The sequence below is a fragment of the Lysinibacillus sp. FSL K6-3209 genome (assembly GCF_037976175.1).
Lineage (GTDB): Bacteria > Bacillota > Bacilli > Bacillales_A > Planococcaceae > Lysinibacillus > Lysinibacillus sphaericus_D.
Genome location: NZ_CP150264.1, coordinates 751,224 through 763,936, shown reverse-complemented (window position 1 = coordinate 763,936; position 12,713 = coordinate 751,224). Strand labels below are relative to the sequence as shown.

General features: G+C 38.0%; 10 protein-coding genes. 3 read left to right on the top strand and 7 right to left on the bottom strand.

What is annotated here, in order from left to right; genetic code table 11:
- Positions 1-112 precede the first annotated feature (112 nt).
- A complete protein-coding gene (locus MHH88_RS03590) occupies positions 113-808 on the top strand; it encodes a Crp/Fnr family transcriptional regulator (RefSeq protein ID WP_339261607.1) in 696 nt (231 codons plus the stop codon).
- 212 nt (positions 809-1,020) lie between these two features.
- Here the strand turns inward: MHH88_RS03590 and MHH88_RS03585 are convergent, their stop codons facing one another.
- Together MHH88_RS03585 and MHH88_RS03580 are read right to left on the bottom strand one after the other, a co-directional pair.
- A complete protein-coding gene (locus MHH88_RS03585; RefSeq protein WP_024362519.1) occupies positions 1,021-1,329 on the bottom strand; it encodes a metal-sulfur cluster assembly factor in 309 nt (102 codons plus the stop codon).
- A 53-nt stretch (positions 1,330-1,382) separates the two neighbouring features.
- On the bottom strand, positions 1,383-2,147 hold the full coding sequence (locus MHH88_RS03580; protein WP_339261606.1) for an alpha/beta hydrolase: 765 nt from the start codon (positions 2,145-2,147) through the stop codon (positions 1,383-1,385).
- A gap of 123 nt (positions 2,148-2,270) precedes the next feature.
- Here MHH88_RS03580 and MHH88_RS03575 point away from each other — a divergent pair, with 123 nt between their 5' ends.
- Positions 2,271-3,080, top strand: coding sequence for a Cof-type HAD-IIB family hydrolase (locus MHH88_RS03575; RefSeq protein ID WP_339261605.1), 810 nt, complete (start codon positions 2,271-2,273; stop codon positions 3,078-3,080).
- Positions 3,081-3,319: 239 nt separating this feature from the next.
- Positions 3,320-4,177: a DegV family protein gene (locus tag MHH88_RS03570; protein WP_339262985.1), complete on the top strand. Its 858-nt coding sequence runs from the start codon at positions 3,320-3,322 to the stop codon at positions 4,175-4,177.
- A gap of 110 nt (positions 4,178-4,287) precedes the next feature.
- Here the strand turns inward: MHH88_RS03570 and MHH88_RS03565 are convergent, their stop codons facing one another.
- From MHH88_RS03565 to addA, 5 genes are all read right to left on the bottom strand, one after another.
- The gene (locus tag MHH88_RS03565; RefSeq protein ID WP_339261604.1) at positions 4,288-5,799 is read right to left on the bottom strand and encodes an alpha-amylase family glycosyl hydrolase; all 1,512 of its coding nucleotides are present in this window, start codon (positions 5,797-5,799) and stop codon (positions 4,288-4,290) included.
- A gap of 189 nt (positions 5,800-5,988) precedes the next feature.
- Positions 5,989-6,357 carry a YisL family protein gene (locus tag MHH88_RS03560; protein ID WP_024362514.1) on the bottom strand — a complete coding sequence of 123 codons (369 nt, stop codon included), beginning with the start codon at positions 6,355-6,357 and terminating at the stop codon, positions 5,989-5,991.
- A 288-nt stretch (positions 6,358-6,645) separates the two neighbouring features.
- On the bottom strand, positions 6,646-7,548 hold the full coding sequence (locus MHH88_RS03555; protein ID WP_024362513.1) for a fumarylacetoacetate hydrolase family protein: 903 nt from the start codon (positions 7,546-7,548) through the stop codon (positions 6,646-6,648).
- Between the two features lie 123 nt (positions 7,549-7,671).
- On the bottom strand, positions 7,672-8,838 hold the full coding sequence (locus MHH88_RS03550) for a DUF418 domain-containing protein (protein WP_339261603.1): 1,167 nt from the start codon (positions 8,836-8,838) through the stop codon (positions 7,672-7,674).
- 160 nt (positions 8,839-8,998) lie between these two features.
- Positions 8,999-12,712: a helicase-exonuclease AddAB subunit AddA gene (addA, locus tag MHH88_RS03545; RefSeq protein WP_339261602.1), complete on the bottom strand. Its 3,714-nt coding sequence runs from the start codon at positions 12,710-12,712 to the stop codon at positions 8,999-9,001.
- Position 12,713 lies beyond the last annotated feature (1 nt).

Here is a 12,713-nt window from a genome sequence, read left to right as displayed (position 1 = left end):
TTACGTTATAATAGTGGTATGTTTCGTTGTTTTAATATATCGAAATGATTATCATCATCCTTTTGTAATACAGGTAATTTTTATTACAAAAAGAAAGAGATGTGTTTGATATATGGTACTAAAGGATAGTACACAAGAGAAAATAAAGGCGCTTTTTCAAAATAACGGCGTTTTCATCAAAGTGAATAAGGATAGTAAAATTTTCTTAGAAGGAGAACGTGCTAAAGAAATATATTATATTAAAACAGGCGCTATTTCGATTAGTCAGGAAACCGAAAGTGGAAAAGAATTAACCGTTCGAATTTGCGGTCCTGATAGTATAATTGGCGAGGGTTCATTATTTTGTAACCTCACGTATTTTTCGATGACGGCAAAAGTTTTAGAATCTTCCACGTTATATGTTCTAAGTCGTAAATCATTAGAGCACCTATTAGTTGAGCAACCGCAATTAATGGTAGAGTATATGAAGTGGTTGCAAACAGAAAATTTAAAATATCAAAGTCGTCTACGCGATTTAGTGTTAAATGGTAAAAAAGGGGCTTTATTTTCAACGCTTATTCGCCTGACAAATACGTACGGTAAGTCATTGGAAGATGGGTCAATTTTTATTGATTTTCCATTAACAAACTCTGAGATTGCGAATTTGTGTGCAACAAGTAGAGAAATGATTAACCGTATGTTGAACGATTTAAAAAAGCATCATATTCTATCCTTTGAAAAAGGCTATATTACGATTATAGATTTGCAATATTTAAAAGATGAAATTGCTTGTGAAAATTGTCCTCTGCAAATTTGTCGTATTGATTGATTTATCATTTAGCCCTTTTAATTGCGTCTTGATTTATCCCTTGAATATTCACCCAGGAGCTTGAACTAATTCATTAGCATTTTTAATCCCTTCTGAATACCAGTGTACATCCGGCATTCCACCCGTTAGATAATGAAAGAAGCTAAATAAAAATCCCCGCTTACAGTTATGTGCAAGCAGGGATTTTTTATTCACTAGAAGCAGCGAATTTCCTAACGAACGCCTAACGCCATTTTTGCATAGCGAGACATCTTATCTTTTGACCAAGGTGGATTCCATACAATATTAACATTTGTACTTTTCACCTCTGGTAGTTCACTTAAAGCTGTATTCACTTGATCAACAATTACTGGTCCCATTGGGCAACCCATAGAAGTCAGTGTCATTGTAACGGTCGCTAAACCTTCGTCATCTAACTCTACATCATATACTAAACCTAAGTTGACGATATCAATACCAAGCTCAGGGTCAATTACATTTTCTAATGCACTTAGCATGCTGTCTTTCATATCTTGATCCATTTGTATTTCTCCTTCCAACATAGTGTTAACTTAATCATAGCAGATGCTTCTTATTATGCCAAATGCTGTGCAAGCCATTCCGTTGCTGCTAGCATACCATCACGTGTCACGGCATGACCAGCGTGTTTATCTGCAATAAATTTTAAATTGCTCGGATTTTCTTCATAGTATGTACGTAATGTACAATAAAAATCATACGTATCTTGAAATGGTACAGTTTTATCTTGCTCACCATGCCAAAAGAACACAGGTCGTCCAGCGAATTGTTCCGGCGTTAAACTAATATCATACGTTGCGAGAAGTGCGTTTGTTTTTTGTACTTCTTGTTCTGACATCGGCCACTTTACACCACTTTTAGCCAATTGCTGTAATTGATAGGCTCCTAATTTGATAAAAGCTGGACCACCCATACATATTGCCGCGGTTTGTATCCAATCATAAAGCTTTAAACAGCCAGATGTAACGATGGCTCCCATTGAAGTACCGGCTACACCAATTTTATCGCCAGCTACAAGTTGCTTATTCTTTAAATCTTTATATAATTGCTCTACTTCATGAATAGAATTTAAGACAATGTCCCAAAAATGTAAATTCATCTGAGTCTCTGTTAATCCTTCACTACGCGCACCATGGAATTTTGCATCTGGTAATAGGACACGCACCCCTTTATTTACCAACTGGTAAGCATAATGTAGGTTATGTTCTTTTGCACTCATAAAGCCGTGTAAGAAAATTACTACCGGGGTTTTTTCATTCATCTTGTCTGTATATATATGTAACAAAGGAATCTGTCCCCATATTTCAGTCTTTACAAACATTCTTGTCACTCCCAACTTTTGTCTGACCTTTTTATGTTAGCAAACTTTTTTCAATGTGACAAAATTTTGACGAACGGATAACAAAGCGATACTATTCAAACATAAGGAAAGGGGCAACAAGCTATGAAACAGCATTTAATCGTTTTAGATTTAGACGGTACGTTATTAACGGACCAACAACAAATTTCTTCAAAAACTAAAAAAACATTATTGCAGGCTAAGGAACAAGGGCATCAAGTTATGATTGCCACAGGTCGTCCATATCGCGCAAGTGATATCTACTATCATGAGCTTGGTTTAACAACACCGATTGTTAATTTTAATGGAGCCTATGTCCACCATCCTAAAAATGCTGCTTGGCAAACTATGCATACACCGATTGATTTAAGTGTTGTACGAGAGGTAGTTGATTCAGTCAATCACTATGAATATGAAAATATTATAGCTGAAGTGAAGGATGACATCTATGTGCACACGGAGGATGATCGGATTTTAAATATTTTTAACATGGGCAATCCAAAAATTACGTTGGGTGATATTTCGACAAAACTATTAGTCAATCCAACGAGTCTATTAATTCAAGCAAACGAAGTAAATTCTATGATTATTCGCGACCATTTACAAGCTGTCCATGCAGAAGTGATTGAACATCGTCGTTGGGGTGCTCCACTTCACATTATTGAAATTGTTCGCCGAGGTTTAAATAAAGCGGTGGGTATTTCACATGTAGCGAAGGATTTAGGTATTCCACGTGAACGTATTATCGCTTTTGGCGATGAGGACAATGATTTAGAAATGATTGATTATGCGGGTATTGGAGTCGCTATGGGCAATGGAATCCCTAGCTTAAAAAACATTGCCAACGAAATTACAACAACAAATAATGAAGATGGCATTGCTAAAATACTTATTGAACGCTTAAAATTATCATAGTTAATGCATCATTTCCAGTTATTAAAACTTTATTCTGTAAAAGCTTTTCATCTCTAATGCTTGTAAAATTTGATTTTTATTTGTACACTTGAATGCTTATACGTCTAGTGAATAAAGTTATAGCTTTTGGCAAGCTACTAGATTTTAAAAAGCGAAGCGAATGCGATCATTTTAAATCAGGACGCATTAGACAATGCTAGCATTTCTAGTAAATACAGTTTTTTTAGGAGGTCAAGATGATGAAGATTTTTACTGATAGTGGATGTGATTTACCAAAGTCATACTATGAAGAGAATGATGTCATTCTACTTCCGCTACGTGTACAAGTAAATAACCATGAATATGATGATGTCTTGTCGATTGATTCGAAGGAAGTTTATGATGCTATTCGCCAAGGGGCTCATCCAAAAACATCGCAAGTTTCACCAGAGCTCTTTCTGCAACAGTTCGAAAACCTAGCAAAAAGCGGTGAGCAAGGTATTTACATCGCCTTTTCATCTGAATTATCAGGTACGTATAGTACAGCTGTAATGATCCGCAACCAAGTTCTTGAACAATATCCAACATTAAAGCTCGCAATAGTCGATTCGAAATGTGCCTCATTAGGCTATGGCTTAGTCGTTGATGAAGCCGTGCAACTTCGAAAAGCAGGTACTTCGCTTGATGAAATCGAAACAAAAATACAATTACTCGCTTCACAGATGGAGCATCTGTTTACAGTGGAAGATTTAGATTACCTTGCAAAAGGAGGTCGTGTTTCGAAAGCGAGTGCCTTCCTTGGCGGACTCCTTAGCATAAAGCCTATTTTGAACGTAGAGGACGGTAAACTCGTACCAATTGAAAAATCACGTGGTCGTAAAAAAGCCATTGCGCGTATGTTGGATTTAATGCAAGAGCGTGGTGGCAATTTTGCTGATAAAATTGTCGGAATTAGCCATAGTGATGACTTGGCCTTTGCTAACGAAGTAAAAGCATCCATACAAGAAAGATTTGCACCAAAAGCAGTCCAAATGACAATGATTGGCTCTGTTATCGGCTCCCATGTTGGGCCTGGTACAATTGCAATTTTCTTTACGAATAAAAATTATCAAGCGTAGTGTGAAGCTGGTAGAAGTCTACGAATCGCCAGGAAACCTAGACAAATTGCCATCACGTTCACAGCAAAAAAAGTGTTAGATTGATTGCAGTCAATCTAACACTTTTTCAATTAGCTATTTTTACTTGCAGCGTCTTGCTGTTGACGACGTTTTTTTCCTCGTTTAATAATAATAATAACGAAGCCAATAAATACAACATAGACCAATCCAAGCGCAACCATGTAAGGAACATTTAGCCCCTCATCGTCCTTCACTTGATAAATTTCTACGATTTCACGGTCTAGTATTACTGGATAAACATTTTTTTCATTAATTCGCACCTTTTCTTCTTGTAAAATACCGTTTAGCATTTTACCCTCACCAATTTGATCTGGTGTTAAATCGACACGTTGTGTTTTTCCTGTATTGTTCACCATAATAATCCATTGCTCTTCATCGGATTTTCTCGTAAACACAAGTAAACCATTGTCATTTGTAATAACTTCGAAATCACCTTTTCGTAATGTCGCTGATTGGTTACGTAATGACTGTACGTTTTTAATATAGTCAATTAACTCTTCATCTGTTTTGAAATTGTATAATTGATGCGTGTCAGGTTTGTCTTCCCCATTCATGGCAATTTCGGTACCATACTGAACAACTGGAATACCAGGCAGCATAAATAACGCACCCATCGCCATTTTCAATCGTGTTGGGGGGAACATATTTTCAGAAGCAGAATCAAATGTAAAGCGATGTGTTTGTAATGAATCAATCATAATTTGCGTTGGTTTTTCACCAGCAAAGGGCTCCATTAGCTTTGAAGAGTCCTGATCTACATTTTTGAAAATATTACGGTAAATCTCTGCTGTAGCTGGTGAGAAGGATGCATCAAAATTCGCATCACTTTCTTCATTCGAAATCACATATAATGATTTGTTGGTATTTTTTAACGCCTCAATCATGTCATTCAGAAAGGCTGTGTCAGCATCCGCAATATTCGTTAAACGTAAGCCACCCACATCATATGTAGAAACAAATTCTGTAGCTGATTCGATTAAAGCAGCTTGAACATCTTTATTTGTTAAATCCCATTGAATGTGCCCATTATTTGTTGAGGCAATCCAGTTTTGCTTTGCTGCGTCTTTTGCCCACTCATGATTAGGACTTACATTATTTAAAGGAAAGTCCACCATCATTGACATATTTTTTTCTTTATAGGCCTTCACCACACTTTGGAATTCTTCTGCTGTTCCAAAATGTTCTTCGATTGTACTATAGCTCGTTGGCATAGAACCATCGTATACTTCTGTGTCAAAAATTGTCCCAATGGATACGATGGTATAGCCCATTTCGCCAATAAATTTTAGTTTATCTAGTAGACCGGTGAAGTCGCCACCTGCAAATTTCGTTGGGTCTTGCGTATTTGTATCATAATCGTTAGTGCCTGAGCCATTAAAGAAACGGTCAACGAGTAAATCAAAAATGCTTTCTTCAGCAATCGTTCTTTTTTGTACTTCATCCGCGTGTGCCGGTGTTGCGCCTATTAATGAAGTTGCCAGTAAAAGCGATGCAGCTGTCGCGCTTATCCACTTCTTAAATTTCACTTTTATTCCCTCTCTTTCAAACCAATCCAACGTCATTTTACCAAATAAAACAGTAACGTTGCTATCATTTCAAAATATTTTACCGAAATGCAAAATGAATTACGACAAAAAGGTGTCAAATTAAGTTAACCCATAAACACTGAAATTTCAGAATTGTTCTGGTGTCTGGCACTTCAAGAAAATAAAAGAGCCGTGAAGCAACAACTTCACAGCTTTTATTAAACATTATGCAAGGAAATTGAATCCCATTGGTAGCTTGAATCCTAAGAACATTGTAATCAGTAAAAATACTGCAAATAAAATCCAGAACATTGTTGTTGGCTTGTTTTTCTTTTGACGAACTAATACCATTTCCATCATGCCAATAACGAAAATACCGCCTAAAAATTTAAAGCCATAAAGCATTCCTTGACCGAATTTCATCGCTTCAATAAATAATGCCCCGCCAGTAATAATAATTAAAATGTAGAATAAACGTAATAACATATGTAAGCCTTTGGACTGCTTACCACTAAGTGCTGCAATTAAAAAGATTACGATGCCAACTACCCAAGTTGTAATGTGCAAATGTGTTTGGTTAGTTAAAAAATCCATTTTTGTCCCACCTCATTTTTTTTCTATCAAACTCTATCCTATCACGCAGTGGTAATGGTTTCAAATATTACAAGTTGTGTTCACAAAATTGAATGAATTTACGTCTAAATGTCTTGGATTCCAGACTTTCGAACTTGCTTAATAAAAAAATCTATGACAGCTACCAACGCCTGACTTAAGGGCGATTCCTGTTAGTTATTTGCTATTCGTCCACCTTAGAAAAGTGATGAGCTCCACTGAAACAAATTAAAAAATCCGCGGAGCTTGCACTCACGCGGACTAGCTATATTATTCAAAATGATTTACTAACGTACCGATACCTTGGATGGATACTTTCACAGTATCTCCCGCTTTTAAATATTGCGGTGGATTCATGCCTTTACCGACGCCTGCTGGTGTACCCGTTAAAATCACATCACCTGGCTCTAACGTTACATGTTGCGATAAAATCGATACGAGCGATTCGACAGTAAACATCATATCTTTCGTTGTACCATTTTGACGTACTTCATCATTTACTTTTGTAACAACTGTTAACTCTTGCGGATTTGGAATTTCATCTTTTGTTACAAGGTATGGTCCTAATGGGCATGTTCCTTCTAGGCTTTTACCTAAGAAAAATTGTTTATGTTTATCTTGAAGGTCACGTGCTGTAATATCATTCGCAATTGTGTAGCCAAATACATAGTCAAAGGCTAAGTTTTTCGGAATGTTTTTCCCACGTTTACCAATAACTACTGCCAGTTCCCCTTCATAATCCATTTTTGAAGAAAGATCTGCATGGATTGATAGTGTTTGACCATCAGCCGCAATAGCAGTTGGCGATTTTGTAAATACCATTAAATCGATTGGTGCTGCTTCTGCACCCATTTCTTTTGCATGCTCATCATAGTTTTTGCCGATACACATAATATTTTTTGGTGTGCGTGGAATTGGTGATAACCACTCAATCACTGTAAACTCACGTTTGAAGCTATTCGCACGGTCTGATTTTTCCGCTGCTTCTACTAATTTACGAATTTGTTCAACAAAATCGAAGCCTAATGCAATGCCATCAACAATTGAACTTGAAAAAGAAGGGAGAACTTGTAATTCGTTTTGAATAGCGAGTACATCCCATACCGCTTCTTCTTTTTTTACTTTTGGTCCAAAGCTTACATGTCCACCTAATTTAAATGATAAAATTTTCATGATTTTAAGAGCTCCTTCTTTTTTCTACATGATACAACAATATGATATAAATTACCTTACTTTTACGATAACAATTTTTAATGTTGCTAATTCTCTATTAATTAAGCATGTTACGCACAAATTTCAGCTTGACTCGGTTTTCGCCTTATATGTTAACTTACGCCAGATCGCTTCTAATGGACCTTGCTTCCATTTTGTAAGCCAAATTTCCGCTAAAATCATTTGCACGACAATAATACCGATAGCAATTAATACACCTGTAGCAACACTTACTTTCCCATACCAACCTAATCCAAATTGATAAAATATAAATGTCCCAATCATGGATTGCAGTATGTACATCGTTAACGACATGCGTCCAATTTTTGCAAAAGGACTAAGTATTTTTGGTATGACTGGCATTAGACAAAGTAAAACAACAAGGCCAATATAGCCAACTGATAAAATCGGCCCACCGATATAGACCTTTATATAATCAAGTAAATACGTACGTGTAAATAGGATGGGTACACTTTTTAAGAAAATACCAAGTGCTAGCCCAGCTATCGTAAGTGCTAGCCACAGCCATTTCAGCTCTTTTGCACGTTCGACTAAATGCCATTTGGAGGCAGCTGCACCTATTAGCATATACGGTAATATCGTAAATAATGACGCAATCCACATCCCGATTCCCGCTTGAATAGATAAGTCAGATAAACGCTGTAAAAAGGCATCTATCCAATTACCTGTACCATAGGCTGTAATTGCCTTTTCCACCCCAGTAATATCTAAGTACGTTTCAATCTCCGTATTAAAGTTAATATAACCTACTACAAGCAACATAAAAACATGCATAAATCCATTGATAACAATACCCGTTAGTAATAGCCAGATGGGATGTAAACGTAAAAGCAACAGCAGAAAAACGCCACAGAAGGCATACATCATTAAAATATCTCCCCACCAAATAAGGAGCGCATGCAGCAAACCGAACATAAATAAAACAGTTAACCTTCGGAGTCCTGTTCCATAAAAGTTTTGTTCACGACTTTGAGCTTTTTGCCATTGTAGCGCTAATCCATAACCAAATAATAAGGAAAATAAAGGATAAAAACTACTTTGCACATAAATATCTAAATTTTGTTGCCAAACAATATCTGACGGTGTTGTAAACCATGACGCTAAATCAATGTGTGGCATTGGCAAATAAAAGGCATACATATTGACGACTAGTATACCTAGCAAGCTAATTCCACGTAAAATATCTAATGTTGCGATTCGTTCCTGCAACATCGTCGGTTTCAAATTCACAAAATAGCCTCCTCTTCTTTCTAAGTCGTTAAACTACAATGCGCATCCTTCTGCGCTTTCAGTAAACTTCGATCAAGCTTACTTTCCACGCAGAAGTTTGCCTATTGTTGTTAACGTTGCTGAAAGGAATACTTAATTTTACAGGCAAAGGATAGTGACCCTACGCATAAATCGCCTGCTCAATATCAAATAAGTACAACACTTTCTCATATACTTGTATGTGTAAAATCGACTCAAGTGCCTCGCTATAAACACGTAGTTGCACCCCATAGCGACCTAAAAGTTCCTTCGATAACGCCGGCTCCTCTGCAAATTGCCGCCCAATGCGGTCGGTTTTATAATCGAGTAATATCCAGTTACCGTAGACATCCTCAAACAAGCAATCGACAATCCCTTGCACAATTTGAGCGTCGCCATCCTCATCTACGCGGCTTATCGTAAATGGCATTTCTCTTCGAATTTGCTTTGCATTTTTAAAACGTTGGCCAATATCGGTTGTAAAGAAACGGTAAATTTTCTCACACGGAACAATCTTGCTCTCTGCCTCGGTTAGCAGTTGTTTTACCACTAACTCAGTGACAAATTGCTCCACTTCTTGCACTGTGCTAAAGCCACATTGCGGTACATGTTGCATGACCGTATGAATGGCTGTCCCCATTTCCGCACCTGTCAGCTGCTTATCCTGTAAAAAGGTTGGCCTTGGGGCAATTGTAGCCTTGTCCTTTTTAGGAGCGGTAAAATAGTATTCTGGCTCCTCTAGATGTTGTAAGCTTTCTAGACGTTTAATTTCACTAACAGATGTTTTCGAACGTTTCTGTGTAGATTTTTGGTATGCATATTGGGCTTGGAAGCGAGCTGTAATTTCTGCAAGCAGAGCTGCGTCCTCTGGCGTTGCGAGCATCTGTTGCACGTCTTCATCTAACGCTTGCGTTTCATACATAAAATGATGTGTTGAAATGGCTCTTACCCACCAATGCGAGCTATCTTGTCTTGCTTTATACGAAGAACTTGTAATAGCTGCAAAATCAGCATGTCTCGCAACAGCTGGCCCAACCCAGTCAAAATAACTATTTGCACGCGCACGTAAATAATCTTGCAAAGGAGCATCCACAGGCAAGTTTTGCGCGTCCTGCCAAGAATCAAGTGTTTTACTCCAATTTTTTACGGAGCCAATTAAAATAAGTCGTTCCTTTGCACGCGTCATTGCTACGTACAACACCCGCATTTCTTCGGCTCTCATCTCAAGCTCCTTTTTCTCCTTCATCGCTAGAAATGGTAAAGAAGTATAGGTAATCCGATTGTCAGGGTCAATTGCTTTAACTGCAAGCCCATAATCTTGGTCAAATAAATACGGATTATGAAAGTCCATTTTGTTAAAAGGTCGTCCCATTCCTGCAACAAAAACAACGGGATACTCTAAACCTTTGGATGAGTGAATTGTAACAAGTCTTACTACATCGTCTTTTTCACCAATCGACTTTGCTGTTCCTAAATCATCGCCACGCGTTCGCATTCTATCTATAAAGCGTAAAAAGCGGAACAGTCCTCGAAACGCCGTCTTTTCATACATTAATGCTCGATCATGTAAAATGCGTAAATTTGCCTGTCGTTGTTTGCCATTCGGCATGGCACCAACCATTTCATAATAATGAGTATCCAAGTAAATTTTCCAAATTAAATCCGACAAAGAGCCACGACGTGCTAAATCTCGCCAGTTTTCAAATGCCAGCATAAAACGTTGAAGCTTCTCAAATGTTTCGGATTGCACACCATGTCCTTCACTGCGTATAAATTGCCTTAATGCATCATAAAACGGTGTTTTAGTATCTGCTAAACGAATTTTAGCGAGCTCATTTTCTGTTAAGCCAACAAATGGTGCACGTAATACAGAAGCTAATGGTATATCTTGATATGGGTTATCGACAACTTTTAGTGTGTTCAGCATAATCATTACTTCTAAGGCATCGAAATAACCTTTAGATGACTCTGCATAAAGAGGAATGCCAGCTAACTTAAATTCCTCTACCAAATCTGTAGACCACGTCATAGAGCGCATTAAAATGACAATATCACTGTATTTTAAAGGACGTTCTGTTGCCGTTTTCGTATCGTATACCGTTGTCCCCTCTTCCATCAATTGTCGAATGCGATCAATTATAAAACGTGCCTCATATTGTGATTTCTTCAGCTCCTCCAGCTCCGATGCTTCACTCGTATTTTCTTCCATTTCTTCATCCTCTGCCTGTTCCTCTGGCGGATGTAAAATCACGAGCTCAACAGGTACCTCTTTCGCATCATACGGTGCTGCTGGCTTCAATGAAGCATTGTCATCATACTGTATTTCACCGACACGTTCATCCATAATTTGTGCAAACACAAAATTGGTTGCGTTTAAAACTTCACTACGACTACGGAAATTGGCATTCAAATCAATACGCATCCCCGTCGTATCAGGATTTTCTACAAACTCCCCATACTTTCGCATAAACAGTTTTGGTTCTGCTAAACGGAAGCGATAGATACTTTGTTTTACGTCACCAACCATAAAAAGGTTGCCATCGTGCTCATCGCCTAGCTTGACTAATTGTAAAATGGTTTCTTGTAGCATATTCGTATCTTGGTATTCATCCACCAGCACTTCTTTAAAACGTTTTTTTAAATCGAACGCAACAGGCGATGGTTGTAATTCTCCCTCTACCTCTTCCGTTAAAATTTGCAGGGCATAATGCTCTAAGTCGGAGAAATCGATAATACCTCGCTCTAACTTCGCAAGACGGAATTGCTGGCTAAAAATAGACGTCAAGTCAACTAATGTTGCAATCGTTGGCGCCATCAGTGTAATTTCTTCCAGCAAACGTGCAGGTGTACGGACAAAATAAGTATCTTTCAACTTATTCATTATTTTTTTAGCAGCTTCACGCTTTTTCTTTGCTAGCTCTTGAAGCTCCACATCGACTAAAGCATCCTTTGATACACGTTTTAATGTCGACCACTTCACTGTAGAAAAATAATCAAATAGCTGTTGCCATGTGCCTTCTTGACTAATGCGAATCCCTTCCTGAATCATTGCAAAATCAATTTCAGCGGTTTCAGCATATGGAGCCGGTCCATCTGGTTGAAGCGTTATCGCACGCATTTCAGAAATGAGAACAAATGCTTCTTCAAGGCTATGTTTTACAGTTAACTTTACATATTTAGATAAATCTAAATCATCTATTGTCACATCGTCCGCTAGCTGATAGGTTTCTGGTAAGCTCGTTAACCATTTTTGTGGTTCAGCATGGACACGCGACGTATCATAAAGCTTACTTATTAATGTTTCAATCGCTTGATCATCACGATCTGATGTAAAACTATCGACAAGTTGATAGATTGCATGAATTCGTGCTTCGTCATCTGTATCATAGGCAGATTCTAGCACTTCAGCTAATATATCATCTCGGAGCAAGGCGATTTCTGCCTCATTAGCAATTCGAAAACCTGGATCTATATCGAGCAAATAAGCATACTGCTTAACAATCGCTAAACAAAAGGAATGCAATGTCGAGATTTGCGCTTTATTGACTAGGCTTAACTGACGTCGTAAATGGCTCGACGTCGGATTTGCTGCAATTGCTTTTTCAAGCGCCTCTGCCATACGATGACGCATTTCAGCTGCGGAAGCATTCGTAAACGTTACGACAAGAAGTTCATCCACATTTATTGGATTTTCTGTTGCCACTACCTTTTCAATCATGCGATTAATCAGGACCGCCGTTTTACCAGAGCCAGCAGCTGCTGAAACAAGCGTATCTTGCCCGCTTGCATAAATCGCTTTCCACTGATCATCGGTCCAAGTGACATTCGCTGGCTTGACAGGTATTTGCTGCACCATG